The 16,065-nt window shown below is 71.8% G+C and carries 14 protein-coding genes; 5 read left to right on the top strand and 9 right to left on the bottom strand.

All coding sequences use genetic code 11. The annotated features are described in order from the left end of the window. The first annotated feature begins 143 nt into the window (after positions 1-143). On the top strand, positions 144-1,070 hold the full coding sequence (locus ACFZ8E_RS09080; RefSeq protein ID WP_405042628.1) for an acetamidase/formamidase family protein: 927 nt from the start codon (positions 144-146) through the stop codon (positions 1,068-1,070). Between the two features lie 40 nt (positions 1,071-1,110). Here ACFZ8E_RS09080 and ACFZ8E_RS09075 read toward each other — a convergent pair whose 3' ends face one another. The 4 genes from ACFZ8E_RS09075 to ACFZ8E_RS09060 form a co-directional block, all read right to left on the bottom strand. Continuing rightward, a complete protein-coding gene (locus tag ACFZ8E_RS09075) occupies positions 1,111-3,411 on the bottom strand; it encodes a spermidine synthase (protein ID WP_405042627.1) in 2,301 nt (766 codons plus the stop codon). Positions 3,412-3,572: 161 nt separating this feature from the next. Next, positions 3,573-5,129 (bottom strand): glutamine-hydrolyzing GMP synthase, encoded by a 1,557-nt coding sequence (guaA, locus tag ACFZ8E_RS09070; RefSeq protein ID WP_147728849.1) that lies wholly within the window; start codon positions 5,127-5,129, stop codon positions 3,573-3,575. Between the two features lie 136 nt (positions 5,130-5,265). Continuing rightward, entirely contained in the window at positions 5,266-6,264 is a 999-nt protein-coding gene (locus ACFZ8E_RS09065; protein ID WP_147728848.1) for an alpha/beta hydrolase, read from the bottom strand. 64 nt (positions 6,265-6,328) lie between these two features. Continuing rightward, a complete protein-coding gene (locus ACFZ8E_RS09060; protein WP_405044353.1) occupies positions 6,329-7,630 on the bottom strand; it encodes an RsmB/NOP family class I SAM-dependent RNA methyltransferase in 1,302 nt (433 codons plus the stop codon). Positions 7,631-7,832: 202 nt separating this feature from the next. Here ACFZ8E_RS09060 and ACFZ8E_RS09055 point away from each other — a divergent pair, with 202 nt between their 5' ends. Next, entirely contained in the window at positions 7,833-8,003 is a 171-nt protein-coding gene (locus ACFZ8E_RS09055; RefSeq protein WP_243933395.1) for a hypothetical protein, read from the top strand. Positions 8,004-8,039: 36 nt separating this feature from the next. On the opposite strand, the gene panE is transcribed toward ACFZ8E_RS09055, so the two are convergent. The 3 genes from panE to ACFZ8E_RS09040 all read right to left on the bottom strand — a co-directional run bounded on the left by panE (position 8,040) and on the right by ACFZ8E_RS09040 (position 11,601). Then, positions 8,040-8,987: a 2-dehydropantoate 2-reductase gene (gene panE, locus ACFZ8E_RS09050; protein WP_243946285.1), complete on the bottom strand. Its 948-nt coding sequence runs from the start codon at positions 8,985-8,987 to the stop codon at positions 8,040-8,042. Between the two features lie 55 nt (positions 8,988-9,042). Next, the gene (guaB, locus tag ACFZ8E_RS09045) at positions 9,043-10,536 is read right to left on the bottom strand and encodes an IMP dehydrogenase (protein WP_147728108.1); all 1,494 of its coding nucleotides are present in this window, start codon (positions 10,534-10,536) and stop codon (positions 9,043-9,045) included. Positions 10,537-10,719: 183 nt separating this feature from the next. Next, positions 10,720-11,601: a DUF3313 domain-containing protein gene (locus ACFZ8E_RS09040; RefSeq protein WP_405042626.1), complete on the bottom strand. Its 882-nt coding sequence runs from the start codon at positions 11,599-11,601 to the stop codon at positions 10,720-10,722. Positions 11,602-11,866: 265 nt separating this feature from the next. Between ACFZ8E_RS09040 and ACFZ8E_RS09035 the strand changes: the two genes are divergently transcribed. Continuing rightward, positions 11,867-13,288, top strand: coding sequence for an MFS transporter (locus tag ACFZ8E_RS09035; RefSeq protein WP_405042625.1), 1,422 nt, complete (start codon positions 11,867-11,869; stop codon positions 13,286-13,288). Positions 13,289-13,329: 41 nt separating this feature from the next. Next, complete coding sequence (locus ACFZ8E_RS09030; protein ID WP_405042624.1) at positions 13,330-13,746, top strand: MAPEG family protein; 417 nt, start codon at positions 13,330-13,332, stop codon at positions 13,744-13,746. 33 nt (positions 13,747-13,779) lie between these two features. Here the strand turns inward: ACFZ8E_RS09030 and ACFZ8E_RS09025 are convergent, their stop codons facing one another. Beyond that, entirely contained in the window at positions 13,780-14,292 is a 513-nt protein-coding gene (locus tag ACFZ8E_RS09025) for a DoxX family protein (protein ID WP_243983611.1), read from the bottom strand. Positions 14,293-14,370: 78 nt separating this feature from the next. Next, a complete protein-coding gene (locus tag ACFZ8E_RS09020; RefSeq protein WP_405042623.1) occupies positions 14,371-15,645 on the bottom strand; it encodes a multidrug effflux MFS transporter in 1,275 nt (424 codons plus the stop codon). 191 nt (positions 15,646-15,836) lie between these two features. Here ACFZ8E_RS09020 and ACFZ8E_RS09015 point away from each other — a divergent pair, with 191 nt between their 5' ends. Further along, on the top strand, positions 15,837-16,010 hold the full coding sequence (locus ACFZ8E_RS09015) for a YqaE/Pmp3 family membrane protein (RefSeq protein WP_147728777.1): 174 nt from the start codon (positions 15,837-15,839) through the stop codon (positions 16,008-16,010). Positions 16,011-16,065 lie beyond the last annotated feature (55 nt).

The raw sequence follows: 16,065 nt of genomic DNA, 5'->3' as shown, positions 1-16,065 counted from the left end.
TCGGGATCCACGTCGGCGGGGGCGGTGGGCGATAACCGGCATGCGTCGTGGCGATGCCGGGCCCTGGTTCGTCGATTGCATCCGCGTTCCGCCGCGTCGCCGAGCGCGACGCCGCGACCTGTGATCCGAGCCGAGGAGCGCACATGCCGACGCATCACGAGATCCCGGCCACCCCCGACAAGATGGTGCTCGGCTACTTCGACGCCGCGCTGCCGCCGGTGCTCGAGATCGCGTCCGGGGACACGGTCACCCTCCATTCCTTCCCCGCCGGCGGACGCGAGTCGCTGCATCCCGATCCCGCGCGGGTCTCGGCCGAGCACCTCGCGGTGCTCGATCAATGCGTCCCCGGCCCCGGGCTGCACTTCGTCACCGGGCCGGTCCATGTCCGCGGTGCCGAGCCGGGCGACGTGCTGCAGGTCGAGATCCTGGATCAGGCGTTCCGGCAGGATTGGGGCTTCGTCTCGATCCTGCCCCTGCTCGGGACCTTGCCCGACGAGTTCACCGAGTACGAGACCATCCACCCCGACATCGACGTCGCGCGCGGCGTCTGCGTGCTGCCCTGGGGCACCGAGCTGCCGCTCGACCCGTTTTTCGGCATCCTCGGCACGGCGCCGCCCGCCGCCTGGGGCCGCGTCGGCACCGCGGTGCCGCGCGGCTTCGGCGGCAACATGGACAACAAGGAGCTGAAGGTCGGCTCGACCCTCTACCTGCCGGTCTACAACCCGGGCGCCGGCTTCTACGCCGGCGACGGCCACGGCGTGCAGGGCGACGGCGAGGTCTGCATCACGGCGCTGGAGACCGGCCTCACCGGCACCTTCCGCCTGACCGTGCGCAAGGACCTCGGCTACGAGTGGCCGTTCGCCGAGACGCCCACCGACCTGATGACGATCGGCCTGCACGAGAGCCTCGACGAGGCGATGCGGCAGGCGGTGCGCCACGTTTGCGCCCGCACCGGGCTGACCCGCAACCAGGCCTACATGCTGTGCTCGCTCGCCGGAAACCTGCGCATCACCCAGACGGTCGACGGCAACAAGGGCGTCCATATGCTCATGCCCAAGACCGCCCTGTGAGCTTCGCCCGGTGCGCGCCGGCGCCGATCGATAAACCCGGTCAGCGCTCGGGCGCGGGCGTGGCGTCGCCGCGCGGGCGCATCATGTCGAGGAAGGCCTCCAGCACGTTGGCGTAGTCGTCCGTCCAGGGCCGCCGCGTCATGTCGGGGACGACGGGCGTCCAGCCGAGCCGCGCGGCCTCCCGCCGGATCGTTGCATCGCGCGTTGCGATCACCACCATCGCCGGAGCGCGGAAACGCCGTTCGATCGGCTCGACGATCGGGTCGATGCGCTGGAGAAGCGCGAGGCCCTGTTCCGCCGCGGCACGGGCGAGCGCCGGCCGCAGGTCGAAATGCTGGTTGGAGATGTGGAGCGCCAGCACCCCCTGCGCGTCGAGGCGGTCGCGGTAGAGCGCCAGGGCCTCGCCGGTGAGCAGGTGCATCGGGATCGCGTCCGAGGAGAACGCGTCGACGATCAGCACGCGGGTCGGCTCGGTCGCGCGGGCCAGGGTCAGGCGGGCGTCGCCCTGGACGATGCGGGCCGACGGCGCGCAGGCGGAGAGGAAGCGGAACAGGCTCGGATCGTGCGCGATCGCGACGACCACCGGATCGATCTCGTAGAATGTCCAGGCTTCCCCGGCCCGCGCCTGGCAGGCGAGGCTGCCGGCCCCGAGCCCGACCACCGAGACCCGCGGCACCGGCCCGTAGGCACGCCGGGCGACCTCGAGGACGTCGGCGATGGCGTTGCCGGTGGCGTAGTAGGTCGTCGGCTCCGGCGGCTCGACAACCGGGCTGCCGTCGTCCTCGCGGATGCGCATGGCGCCGTGCAGGGTCGTGCCGTGCGAGAGCAGGCGGAAGCGTCCCTGCGGATCGGTCTCGATGCGGTGGACCCCGAAGAAGCTGCGGCGGCTCTCGATGTCCTGGATCGTCAGATGCGGCATCGCCAGCACCAGCCCGCAGAACAGGGCGGCAAAGCCGAAGGCCGCCTGCGGCGCGCGCCAGTTCAGCAGCAGGACCGTCATCATCGCGCCCGCTGCGGCGCGCGGCGCCGCGTCGGGAGCGTAGCGGACGAGGATGGCGAGCCCGACCAGCCCGGCAAGCGTCCCGACAAGGCGACGCATCGCCACGATGCCGACGGGGCGGGCGCGGACGAAGACGCCGGGACGGCAGGCGAGCGCCGCCACCAGCAGGATCGGATATTCGGCGATCGTCGCAAACAGCCGCGGCGCGATCAGGGCCGCGAACAGGCCACCGACCATCCCGCCGAGCGAGGTGCAGAGATAGAACTCGGTCAGCCGGCCCGGCTCGGGGCGCAGGCAGAAGACGGCGCGGTGGGCGACGAGGCCGGCGACGAAGCAGAGGCCGAGGCTGAGCGGCAGGTCGACGGCGAAGGGCAGCCGGCCGACCACGGCCGCGCCGAGGACGATCGCGGTCCCCCAAGCCTGCGCGGCGGCCAGGGGACGGTCCGGCCAGGATGCGAGTGGGCGGAAGGCGATGACGAAGGTCAGGAGGTAGAGCGCCAGCGGCAGCACCCACATCAGCGGGATGGCGGCCACATCCGTGGTGATGTGCGCCGTCACGGCGACGAGCAGGCCGGAGGGGACGGCCGACAGGCCGATCCAGGCGCCGCGCCGCGCCAGGCTCGGAGCCGCGTGCGCCGTGCCGGTCGTCCGCGCCGGCGCGACGATCCCGTGCGCGCCGCCTCGGCCGACGACCGTGAGCGCGCAGGCCGCGACCGCGGCCGCGGCCGCGGCATAGCCGGCGGACCACAGCCTGGTCTGCTCGGCGAGCCCGAGGATCGGCTCGATCGCCAGCGGATAGGCGATCAGGGCGGAGAACGAGCCGAGATTGGAGGCGCGGTAGAGGAAGTACGGATCCTGTGCCCGATCGTTGCCGGACCGGGCGAACCACGCCTGCAGCAGCGGAGCGCTCGCCGACAGGGCGAAGAACGGCGCGCCGATCGAGGCCAGGAACAGGCCGACGAGCCAGACGGCCTCGTCGCCGCCTTGCGCCGCGGCGTCCAGCGAGACCGTGATCGGCAGGAACGCCGCCCCGGCGAGCAGCACGAGACCGTGCAGCGCGACCGAGGCACGCAGCGACAGCCAGCGCGTCGTCGCATGCGCGTAGGCGTAGCCCGCGAGCAGCAGCCCCTGGAACACCACCGTCGCGACCGACCACACCGCGGGCGTGCCGCCGAGGACGGGAAGGACGCGCTTGGTGAAGATCGGCTGCAGGACGAAGAGCAGGAACGCCGCCAGGAGCAGCGTACCTGCGAATACGAGGGTCTGGACGAGGTCGCGGCCGATCGCTGCCGTCCGGCCGGACGGGTCGACGCCGATCGGTTCGGCTTTGCTGGCGGTCATGGTTCGCAATCCCCCACCCGAGGCGGCGAGGCGCGAAGGTTAGCCGAGCGGCATTAACTGTCCCTCATCGACCAGTCACCATCTTCATGACTCAAGAGAAATAATGTGCGGGTCCGTAGCCCTGATCGGCCGTGCCGCGATGCAAGCAGCAAAAACCCGGGTCATTCCCACTCGATCGTGCCGGGCGGCTTCGAGGTGATGTCGTAGGTGACGCGGTTGATGCCCTTGACCTCGTTGATGATCCGGGTCGCGACCCGGCCGAGGAAGGCCATGTCGAACGGGTAGAAGTCGGCCGTCATGCCGTCGACCGAGGTGACGGCGCGCAGCGCGCAGACGTGGTCGTAGGTGCGCCCGTCGCCCATCACGCCGACGGTCTTGACCGGCAGGATCACCGCGAAGGCCTGCCAGATCGTGTCGTAGAGGCCGGCGCGGCGGATCTCGTCGAGGTAGATCGCGTCGGCCTTGCGCAGGGCCTCCAGCTTCTCCGGCGTGATCGTGCCGGGACAGCGGATCGCGAGCCCGGGCCCCGGGAACGGATGGCGGCCGACGAAGGCGTCGGGCAGGCCGAGCTCGCGCCCGAGCACGCGGACCTCGTCCTTGAACAGCTCGCGCAGCGGCTCGACGAGCTTCATGTTCATGCGCGCCGGCAGGCCGCCGACGTTGTGGTGGCTCTTGATCGTCACCGAGGGGCCGCCGGAGAACGACACGCTCTCGATCACGTCCGGGTAGAGCGTGCCCTGGGCCAGGAACGCCGCGCCGCCGATCTTCTTCGATTCCGCGTCGAACACGTCGATGAACAGGCGGCCGATGGTCTTGCGCTTCTCCTCGGGGTCGCTGACGCCGGTGAGGGCGTCGAGGAACAGGTCCTGCGCCTGCACGTGGACGAGCGGGATGTTGTAATGGTCGCGGAACAGCCGCACGACCTCCTCGGCCTCGCCCATGCGCAGCAGCCCGTGGTCGACGAAGACGCAGGTGAGCTGGTCGCCGATCGCCTCGTGCAGCAGCACGGCCGCCACCGACGAATCGACGCCGCCCGAGAGGCCGCAGATCACTTTCTCGGATCCGACCTGCTCGCGGATCTTGGCGATCGCCTCGGCGCGGTAGGCGCCCATGGTCCAGTCGCCCGAGCAGCCGGCGATGTCGCGCACGAAGTTGCGGATCAGCAGGGCACCGTGCGGCGTGTGCGCCACCTCCGGGTGGAACTGCACCGCGTAGTAATTGCGTGCCTCGTCGGCCACCGCCGCGAAGGGGGCGTTCTTCGAGATCGCCACGGTGGTGAAGCCGTCGGGCAGCTTGGTGACCCGGTCGCCGTGGCTCATCCAGACGGGGTAATGCTCGCCGACGTGCCAGACGCCCTTGAACAGGGGGCATTCCGAGATGATCTCGATCTCGGCGCGGCCGAACTCGGCATGGTGGCCGCCCTCGACCTCGCCGCCGAGCTGGGCCGCCATCGTCTGCTGGCCGTAGCAGATCCCGAAGACCGGGACGCCCGAATCGAACACCACCTGCGGGGTTCGCGGCGAGGCGTCGCTCGTCACCGATTCGGGGCCGCCTGACAGGATCACGCCCTTCGGCCGCGTTTCGGCGAAGGCCTCCGCCGCCTTGGTGAACGGCACGATCTCGCAATAGACCCCCTCCTCCCGGACGCGCCGGGCGATGAGCTGGGTCACCTGCGAGCCGAAATCGACGATCAGGATCTTGTCGTGGTCGGTGTTCATGCTTCTCGCGTTAGACGAGGCGATTGCGCCGTGCAACGCAGCCGTCGCATGCGGGCCGCGCGAGCCTGTTCACGACGCGCATGGGCACGGGATTCCCCCTCGGCGCACGGGCGGAGGCGCGAGCGCGCGGTGACCATCACGTCGCCAGGAACCCGCGCACGCGAAGCCAGGCGAGGAACAGGTTCGGCCACGCCGCCACCGGCGTGCCGGGCGGCCCGAGCCCGAAACCGTGGCCGCCGCGCTCGAACAGGTGCATCTCGGCCGGTATCTTCGCCTTGCGCAGGGCGGTGAACATCAGGAGCACGTGGTCGCAGACCGCGATCGGATCGTCCATCGCCTGCGCCATGAACATCGGCGGCGTGTCGGCGCGGACCTGCACGTCGACCGAGTAGGTCCGCATCTCGACCTCGGTGACCTCGTCGCCGACGAGCACGCGGCGGGTGGAGGTGCCGTCGAACGGCGCCTTCATGGTGATGACGGGATAGAGCAGCCCGGCGAGCGCCGGGCGGTACGGCAGGGCGTCGTGCGCGTCGACCGGCGGGTAGAGGTTCTGGTTGCCGACCGCGGTCTCGCCCATCAGGTGCCCGCCGGCCGAGAAGCCCAGCACCCCGACGCGGGCGGGATCGATGCCGAGCTCGGTGGATTGCGCCCGCACCAGCCGCACCGAGCGCTGCGCGTCCTGCCGCGGTGCATCGGGGCCGTTGTCCCAGCCCTCGCCGGGCAGCCGGTAGATCAGCAGGAACACGGTGATGCCGGCCGCCGTCAGCATCTGGCCGACGGGCACGCCCTCGTTGCCGATGTCGATGAAGCGGTAGCCGCCGCCGGCCGCGACGATCATCGCCGATCCGTTCGGCTTGTCCGGCCGGATCACCAGCAGGCAGGGGCGCTCGACCTTGGTGATGACGCCGCGCGCCGTCTCGTCGAAGCGGTAGCCGTTCGGATCCGGACCCTCGCCGCCGCCCGGCGGATCGCCCGGCCAGAGATCGATGACCTGGAGCTGCGCGCCGGGTGCCGTCCGCGGCAGGGCCGGGACCAGCTCGCCCGGCGGGTTGGGCGGGGCTTGGGCATGCGCGGCGCCCTGCCCCGCCATCGCGGCCGCGGTCGCAGCCAGGAGCGTTCTCCGGTCCAGGCCCATCGGTCTCCTGCGGTGTCTTCGGAATCGCTCGGACAACGCCGGCTGGACGGAGCGGTTGCGATCCTCAGCCGGCTCGCGCCAGGGTCGCGACGTAGAACCCGTCCGTGCCGGTTCGCGCCGGGCTCATCTGCAGCCCATGCGCGGTGAAGCGCAGCGTCTCCGCCAAGCCCGGGGCATGGGCCTCGGCGACGTCGCGTGCCGGCACGACCGCGAAGGCCCCGGCGCCGCGCGCGAGGAAGCCGGCCACCGCGTCGTCGTTCTCCGCCGGCAGGAGCGAGCAGGTGACGTAGGTGATGCGGCCGCCGGGGCGCACCAGCCGGCCGGCGCGGTCGAGCACCGTCGCCTGCTCGGCGACCCGCGCGGCGAGGCTGTTCGGGCGCAGGCGCCACTTCGCGTCGGGGTTGCGGCGCCAGGTGCCGGTGCCGGTGCAGGGCGCGTCCACCAGCACGCGGTCGGCCTGTCCGTCGAGGTCGGCGAGCACGTCCGTGCGCACCCGGCCGCCGCGGGGCGTGCGCACCTCCGCGTTCGCGCCGGAGCGCCTCAGGCGCTCGTGGATCGGCGCGAGGCGGCGCGGGTCGTCGTCGGTGGCGATCAGGCGACCGCCGTTCCCGGTCAGTGCCGCCAGCGCCAGGGTCTTACCGCCGCCGCCGGCGCAAAGGTCGACGATCGTCTCAGCCTCGCCGGCGCCCGTCAGCATGGCGGCGAGCTGCGAGCCCTCGTCCTGGATCTCGTACCAGCCGTCGAGGAATTCCGGCTCGACATGCAGCGCCGGCCCGCGCCCGTCCGCGCCGATCGAGACGCGCAGGCCCATCGGCGCGTGCGGCGTCGGCGCGGCCGCATGGTGGGCGAGGCCCGGCATCGCCGCCGCGCGGTCGCCCTTGAGGGCGTTGACGCGGATGTCGAGGGGCGCACGCCGGGCGAGCGCCTTCAGCTCCGGCAGGAGATCGGCGCCGAGGATCGCCTCCAGCTGCGGCAGCACCCATTCGGGGACGTCGCCCGCGACGTGTGGCGGCGCGTCGGCTAGGTTTCCCTCGGCCAGGCGCCGTGCCTCGTCGTCGTTGAGCTTCTCCGGCGCGAAACCCTCGCCGCTGAACAGCGCCGCGATCGAGGGGGCGGCGAGACCCTGCTGCAGCCGCAGCGACCCGAGCAGCACCGCGCGCGGGCCGTCGTCGCCCATGATCCAGGCGGCCGAGGACCGCCGCCGCAGGGCGTCGTAGACGAGGCTGGCGATGCCGCCGCGGTCGCCCGATCCAGCGAAGCGGTGGCTCAGGCCCCAATCCTTGAGGGCGTCAGCGGCCGGTCGGCGACGACCGGCGATGTCGGCGAGCACCTCGATGGCGGCGGCGCAGCGGGCGGCTGGAGTCAGGACGGTCTCCTTTGTCGGATGAAGGCGTGTCGCGAGCGCGATAGACCCGCAGCGCCCCGCCTGTCGAAGGAAATCCGCGCGGCCACGATACGGCCACGCTTAACCCGCGCCGCGGACACGATACGGCCGAGCTTCCGGCACGATCGGCGCTCAGACCTGCAGGCTCCGACGGAACCCGCCGTCGCGAAGGCCGGAAGAACCCATGTCGCCCGTGATCCACCTCAGCCTCGCCGGCATCCTGATGCTGGCGGTCGCCGCCTGCTCCACCGCACCGGCCGCTCCCGACCTGACGCCGCCGCCGCGGCGCCCGCTCGATGCCAAGACGCAGCTCGAATACGGCAACCCGCCCCCGCCTCCCGGCCCGCGCTACTGAAGGATCTCCGGACCCCGGCCCGCGCGGGCCGAGATCTCAGGCCGCCTGTTCGCGGGCGCGGCGGCGCTCATAGGTCTTGAGGCCGGTGAAGACCCGCTCGAGATGCGGCAGCGCGGTGTCCGGCGTGGCCGAGCGCCCGCGGGCGATCAGGTCGCCGACGACATGGTCGGCCTCGATCCGGCCCCTGCCCTCGATGTCGCGCAGCATAGAGGCGGTGAGCGGCGAGTCTTCCGTGGTCAGCGTGGTCCGGGCCTGGGCCGCCACCTTCTCGCGCGGCGCGAATCCGTTCGCCGCGGCGATGGCGAGGCATTCGTCGTGCAGGCCGGCGATGAAGTCGCGGCCGCCCTCGGCCCCGACGATGTCGCCGACGGTGCCGCGCATCAGGGTGGTCGCGCCGGCCAGCGTGGCGAGGAACACCCACTTCTCCCACATCTCCAGCACGATCCTGTCGGACAGGCGCGGCTGGAACTTCACGTCCCGCATCAGCGTCTCGATCGCGTCGCAGCGCTTGGATCGGGAGCCGTCGCGCTCGCCGAAGGTCAGCGTGCAGAAGTCGCTCATGTGGCGGATTGCGCCCTCAGGCCCCAGCGTCGCCGCGATGGCGCAGGAGCCGCCGAGCACGCTGGCCGCGCCGAAGCGCGCGTCCAGCGCGTCGAGATGCGCCATCCCGTTGAGGATCGGCAGGATGGCGGTGCCGTCCCCCACCGCCGGCCCGAGGTCGTCGAGGGCGCCGGCGAGGTCGTAGGCCTTGCACGAGAGCAGGACGAGGTCGAAGCCGCCGGCCGCGGGCAGCGCGGCCGCCGTGACGGTCTTGGGCGCGGCGAGATGCAGGTCGCCGAGCTTGCTTTCCACGACGAGCCCGTTCGCCGCGAGCTTGTCCGCGCGCGCCGGGCGGACGAGGAAGGTCACGTCGCGCCCGGCCTCCGCGAGCCGCGCCCCGTAATAGCCGCCGGTCGCCCCGGCCCCGACCACCAGCACCCGCATCGTCGCTCTCCGAAACACCGTTTCCCGCCGGACCCGCCCGTGACGCCGCCCCGCCTCAGGTGCGCGAGGGGTAGTTCGGGCTCTCGCGGGTGATCGTCACGTCGTGGACGTGGCTCTCGCGCAGGCCGGCATTGGTGATGCGGATGAACTGCGCGCGCTCCTGGAACTCCGGCACGCTCGGGGCGCCGACATAGCCCATGGCGGCGCGCAGGCCGCCGGCGAGCTGGTGCAGGACGGCCGCCACGGGGCCCTTGTACGGCACCTGCCCCTCGATGCCCTCGGGCACGAGCTTGTGGGTGTCGTTGACCTCGGCCTGGAAGTAGCGGTCGGCCGAGCCGCGGGCCATCGCGCCGACCGAGCCCATGCCGCGGTAGCTCTTGTAGGAGCGGCCCTGGTACAGGAACACCTCGCCGGGGGCCTCGTCCGTGCCGGCGAGCAGCGAGCCGAGCATCGCCACCGAGGCGCCGGCGGCGATCGCCTTGGCGAGGTCGCCGGAATACTTGATGCCGCCGTCGGCGATCACCGGGATGCCGGCGTCGTGGGCGGCCTCGACCGCCTCCATGATCGCGGTGAGCTGCGGAACGCCGACGCCGGCGACGATGCGGGTGGTGCAGATCGAGCCCGGCCCGATGCCGACCTTCACCGCGTCCGCGCCCGCGTCGATCAGCGCCTGCGTGCCCTCGCGGGTCGCGACGTTGCCGGCGATGACCTGCACGGCGTTGGAGAGCTGCTTCACCCGGCGCACGCTGTCGAGCACCTTGATCGAGTGGCCGTGCGCGGTGTCGACCACGATCACGTCGCAGCCGGCATCGATCAGGCGCTCGGCCCGCTCGAAGCCCTGGTCGCCGGTGGTGGTAGCCGCCGCGACCCGCAGCCGGCCCTGCTCGTCCTTGACCGCCTTCGGGTAGGTGACCTGCTTCTCGATGTCCTTGACCGTGATCAGGCCGATGCAGCGGAAGTGGTCGTCGACCACGAGCAGCTTCTCGATCCGGAACTGGTGCAGGAGGTGCTTGGCCTCGTCCTGCGTCACGCCCTCGCGCACCGTGATCAGCCGGTCGCGGGTCATCAGCTCGGAGACGGGCTGGGCCGGATGCGTCGCGAAGCGCACGTCGCGGTTGGTGAGGATGCCGACGAGCTTGCCGCGCGAGCCGTTCGGGCCGCGCTCGACCACCGGGATGCCGGAGATGCGGTTGGCCTTCATCACCTCGAAGGCGTCGGCCAGGGTCTCGTCGGGATGGATGGTGATCGGGTTGAGCACCATGCCTGACTCGTACTTCTTGACGAGGCGGACCTGCTCGGCCTGCTCCGCCGGCTCGAGGTTGCGGTGGATGACGCCGAGGCCGCCGTTCTGGGCCATGGCGATCGCCATCGGCGCCTCGGTGACGGTGTCCATCGCCGAGGCGACGATCGGCAGGTTCAGGCTGATGGTGCGCGTCAGCTGCGTCGCGACGTTGACCTCGGTCGGCATCACCGACGAGGCGGCCGGACGCAGGAGAACGTCGTCGAAGGTCAGGCCCTCGATGATCGAAGCGGAGCTGATACGGGCCATGAGCCAACGGTCCTGAAGGGCTGCCGGGCCGACGCGAGGTCGGGTTCGGCATGGAGCGGGTTGGCACGGGCCAGTATCATGCGGTGTGGTGCCCGCAAAGGCGGCAACCCAGCGCGGCACGGGATAAACCCCGCGTGGGCCGGTTGCGTCCGCCGCATGGCGTCCGCGACCGCCCTTCCCGCCTCAGCGGACGCGCGGCCCCTTGTCGGAATAGTCCGGCGGCAGGCCGATGTAGTCGGTGAGGATCCCATCGAGGCCGGGCGCCCGGCCGAACGCCTCGCAATCGGGGTCGAGGGGCGCCTCGCCGAGCGTGGTCACCCGGATGCGGTTCCAGTTCGGCAGGGTCAGCGGCGCCTTGAACGGGTCCTCGCCGGTGGCGAGGTAGAACCCGAAATCCTGGCCGAAATCGCCGGCGAGATCGTAGGCGTCGCTGATGTGCGAGTAGCGCGGCTGGCTCGTGAACGAGTTGGCCGCCCCGCCCCAGACCATCGCCGCCCGCTGCTCGTGGCGGCGGTCGAGCGCCTCGGCCTCGACGGTGAGGCTTCCGAGCCCGATCGGCACCCGCGGGATCGGGATGCGCCCGAGGCCCTCGGCGAAGCCGATGCCGACCTGGCCGGCGACGGTGACGGCGGCGGAGGTGCCGATGGTGGCGCCGGCGCCGATCAGGTCGGTCGGGTCGACGCGGGTCACCTGGGCGCGCACGGTCAGGTCGGCGCTGCGGCTCGACACCACGTCGTAGCGCAGCGACAGCTCGTAGCAGAGCGCGCGGTCGGCGTTGTTGGCGACCAGCCGGCGCTCCGCCTCGCTGATGCCGACCGCACCGGAGACGTTGGCCGGGAACTGCGTCGGGATGATCCGGACGGTCCTGGTCCGGGCGAGCGCGTCGGCGTCGGCGTAGAGGCGCGCCGTGGTCGAGGCCTCGGTGCTGGCCCGGAGCCGGTCGTAGCGGCTGAGCGAGCCGACATCGTTGAGGAGCACGGTGCCGCAGGCGCCGAGGACGAACATCACCGCGGACGCGGCGACGAGCCGCGGCAGAGAGCGGGGCAGTGTCGGCGGACGAAGCATCCTGTCACTTTCGCGGGTGTCGCCGCGTCGTCCCGGGCGCCGCCGCCGTGGAGCGGGGCGCCGCGCGGGGACACGGCATCGTTACCGTAAAGCTTAAGGCCGATCCGGCCTGCTCGGAAGGGTTGCGGCGCGGTTCAGCCATGTTCGGAAACAAAGCGTGGCCGATCCGCCACGGATCGACCGGGCGCGCATCCCGTGTCAAGCGCTGCGCCGCACGCCCGGCCGTCGCCACGATGCCGGGTGCCCCGAACGCTTGCCCGGCCCGATGCGCGCATCCCAGATCGTCCCCCTCGTCGTCGCCACCGCCCTGTTCATGGAGAACACCGACTCGACGGTGATCGCCACGGCGCTGCCGACCATCGCTCAGAGCCTCGGCGAGGATCCGATCGCCCTGAAGCTCGCGCTGACCGCCTATCTCGTCAGCCTGGCGATCTTCATCCCCATCAGCGGCTGGATGGCCGACCGCTACGGATCGCGCACGGTGTTCCGCGCGGCGATCGCGGTGTTCATGGCGGGCTCCGTCGCCTGCGCCGTCTCGAGCGGGCTCGCCGGCTTCGTCGCCGCCAGGTTCCTGCAGGGCTTGGGGGGCGCGATGATGGTGCCCGTCGGCCGCCTGGTGATCCTGCGCAGCGTGCCGAAGGCCGAGCTCGTCTCGGCGCTGGCCTACCTGACGATCCCGGCGCTGATCGGCCCGATCATGGGGCCGCCGCTCGGCGGCCTGATCACCACCTATCTCGACTGGCGCTGGATCTTCTTCATCAACATTCCGATCGGCATCGTCGGGATCGTGCTCGCGACCCTGTTCTTCGAGGACGTGCGCGAGCCCGAGCGCCCGCCGCTCGATCTCGTCGGCTTCGCCATGCTCGGGCCGGGGCTCGCCGCGCTGATGCTGGGGCTGGCCTCGACCGGCCGCCACCTGCTGCCGGCCTGGATGTCCTGGGCGAGCCTCGGCGGCGGCGCGGTGCTGCTCGCGCTCTACTGTCGGCACTCGCGGCGGATGGCGCATCCGATCCTGCGCCTCGACCTCATGCGTCATCCGACCTTCCGCATCGCGGTGGTCGGCGGCAGCCTGTTCCGCATCGGCACCGGCGCGATCCCGTTCCTGCTCCCGCTGATGCTCCAGGTCGGCTTCGGGCTCGATCCGCTGCAATCCGGGCTGATCACCTTCGCCGCGGCGGCCGGCGCGATGTTCGTGAAGACGATCGGCCCGCGGATCCTGCGCCGCTACGGCTTCCGACCGGTGATGGTGGCGAACGCCGTCCTCGCCGCGCTCTTCCTTGCGGTGAACGGCCTCTACACCGCCGACACCCCGCATTGGCTGATGCTCGGGATCCTGTTCCTCGGCGGCTGCCTGCGCTCGATCCAATTCACCTGCGTGAACGCCATCGCCTACGCCGACCTCGAGAAGTCCGAGATGAGCGCGGGCACGAGCCTCGCCAGCGTCGCGCAGCAGATCTCCTTGAGCCTCGGCGTGACGCTCGGCGCCCTGGCGCTCGAAGGCGCCGCCGAATGGCATGGCCGCAGCGCGATCATGGCGGCGGATTTCGGCCCGGCCTTCTTCGCCGTCGCGCTGATCTCGGCGGTCTCGGTCTTCGCCTTCCGCCAGCTCGCGCCGGATGCCGGCGCCGAGGTCTCGGGCCGGATGATCGCGCGTGCCGCGCCCGCCGCCGCACCGGGCCGGCCATAGGTGCAGGCTCCCCTCCCACGGTCCGCTCGCGGAGGCTGCGCGTGAACGTCTCGATCCTGCAACCGCTGATCGTTCAGATCGGGCTGATCGTGGCGCTCTACGTCTGGCTGTCCGTGGCGCGCCTGCGCGCCGTGAGCCGCCGCGAGGTCGCGTACGACGCCTTCGTCCTCGGTCGCGACGAGCCGCGGCCGATCGCGCGGATCACCCGCAACCTCGCCAACCAGTTCGAGCTGCCGGTGCTGATGGTCGGCTGCGTCGCGCTTCTGGCGGCTTTCGGCGAGGTCGGGCGGTTCGACGTCGCCTGCGCCTGGCTGTTCGTCGCCGGCCGGGTCGTGCACACGGCGGTGCAGACCCTGACCGACGACGTGAAGCTGCGCGGACGCGTCTTCGGGATCAATTTCGTGGCGTTCCTCGGGATCGCCGGGCACCTCGGCCTGATCGCCCTGGGGTCGCGGTAGGCCGCTCGGAGCGCATGCTCCGGCGCGGCCGCCTCAAGCGGCCTTGGCCCGGCGCGGCCGGTTCGCGTTGGCGCTCGCCTTCGGGGCGCCCCTGGCGGCGGGCTTCGCTGCGGGCTTCGCCGCTGGGCGGCCGGTCGCGTCGGCGCGCCAGCCCTGCCAGCTCCAGGCGCCGGGTCCGGCGAGCGCGTAGATCAGGAAGCCGCCGGCGAGCCCGAGGTCGGCGAGCAGCAGCGTGCGCTCGGCCGCGGCCGCCGGGCCGGAGAACTGCCAGAAGGCGTGGAGCAGCATCGCCGTGAGCCCGGCGAACCCGGCGAGGGCGACGCCGGTGATCCGCGGCAGCACGCCGACGATCAGCGCGAGCGGCCCGAACACCTGCACGACGACGGCGAGCGTCGCCACCGCGTTCGGTGCCGGCACGCCGGCGCCGGCCAGCGTCAGCGCGAAACCGGAGACGTTGAGGGCGCGGGCGATGCCGGTCGGCAGCAGCGCGGCCGCCAGCAGAAGGCGCGCGGCGAGAAGCAGTCCGTCCTGGGCTCGGGCGATCACGGGTGGTCTCCGGTGGTCTGAGGCGAGGACGGCATCGTCGTCCGCACCGCTGAAGACCGGGTTAAGTCGCCCCCGCGCTCAACCGGAAACGCCGCCGCGGAACAGCTTTCCGCGCTCGGTCCACGCCACCACGAGGAGTGCGGCCGCGCCGAGCCCGGCATAGCCGAAGGCGATCGGCAGGGTCGTGCCGTCGAAGCACTGGCCGATCGCGAAGCCGCAGAGCGCGCCGAGGATCGTCGTGTAGAACCCGAGGAACGAGGAGGCCGTGCCGGCGATCGCGCCGAGCGGCTGCAGGGCGAGCGCGTTGAAGTTCGGCATCGCGAAGCTGATCAGGAACTGGTTGCCGGCGAGCACCGCGAGGAACAGCGCCAGCGGCGGGTACCCGCCATAGGCGAGCCCGATCGCGACCTGCCCGAGCGCCACCGCGACGAAGGCCGTCAGCCCCGCATGCGACAGCGCCCGCATCCCGAGGCGGCCCACCACCCGGGCGTTGACCAGGGTCGCCGCGCCCATGGCGCCCGCGACCAGCCCGAAGGCCAGGGGGAACAGCGCGCCGAGGTGGTAGAGCCCGGTGTCGAACACCTGCTGGGCCGAGCCGACATAGCCCATGATGCAGCCGGTGAGCAGGCCGAGGGCGGTGGCGTAGCCGATCGCGACGCGACAGCCGAGCGTGGTCCGCAGGGCCTGCCCCGTCGCGGCGAAGGAGAGCGGCCGGCGGTATTCCGGATGCAGCGTCTCGGGCATGCGCGCTAGGAACCAGAGCGCGAGCAGCCCCGCGAGCGCGAGCATCGAGACGAAGACGTAGGTCCAAGAACCGAGCGCGAGCATCGCCCCGCCGATCGCCGGCGCGATCATCGGCACGATCAGGAACACCATCATGGTGAAGGACATCACGCTCGCCATCTCGCGCCCGGCGAAGCGGTCGCGCACGATCGCGGTCGAGAGCACCCGGCCGCCGGCCGCGCCGAGCCCCTGGATCACGCGAGCGGCGAGCAGCCATCCGAACGACGGCGCGACCATCGCGAGCAGGGTTCCGGCGACGTAGACCAGCAGGCTGCCGATCAGCACGGGACGTCGCCCGAGGGCGTCGGAGACCGGGCCGTAGACGATCTGGGCCGAGCCGAAGCCGATCATGTAGACGTAGATCAGCCATTGCAGGTGGTTCGGGTCGACGACGCCGAAACGGGCCTGGATCGCCGGGAAGGCCGGCAGCAGGTTGTCGATCGAGATCGCGGTGACCGCCATCATCAGCGCGACGATGGCCACGAACTCGACGAAGCCCGGCCCGGTCCAGGGACGCGCGCGCGGGATCGCCTGGCCTTCGGGCGGATGGGGCCGGATCGGTGCTGTCACGGGAACGCCCTTGGCGGCGCGGGAACACCTCCGACGGGAAGGGCCGCACGGGCCGCCTCATCGGGGCGGTTCGCGGCGGGGATGTGGCCGGCGCATGCACGGGACGCCGAGGAGATCCCCCGCCGGCTGCTGGAACGGAAACGGCCTAGCTTCGTTGCATCGCCAACACTCGCTGCATACCCGGAGTTCCCGTGTCGACGCTCGTCCGCATCCTTCTCGCGATCTTCCTGCCGCCGATCGCCGTGCTCGTGACCAACGGTATCGGCCTGCAGTTCCTCCTCAACATCGTCCTGACGCTGATGTTTGGCCTGCCCGGCATGATCCACGCGCTCTGGCTGATGAACCGCGACCGCCCTCTGCTCTGAGCGGCATCGCCGAAACGAAGACAGCCGCCGGTCGCGCGACCGGCGGCTGTCTTCG

Origin of the sequence: Methylobacterium sp. HMF5984 (assembly GCF_045033435.1) — a bacterium.
Taxonomy (GTDB): Bacteria; Pseudomonadota; Alphaproteobacteria; order Rhizobiales; family Beijerinckiaceae; genus Methylobacterium.
This window is presented reverse-complemented; position numbering and strand designations above follow the sequence as displayed.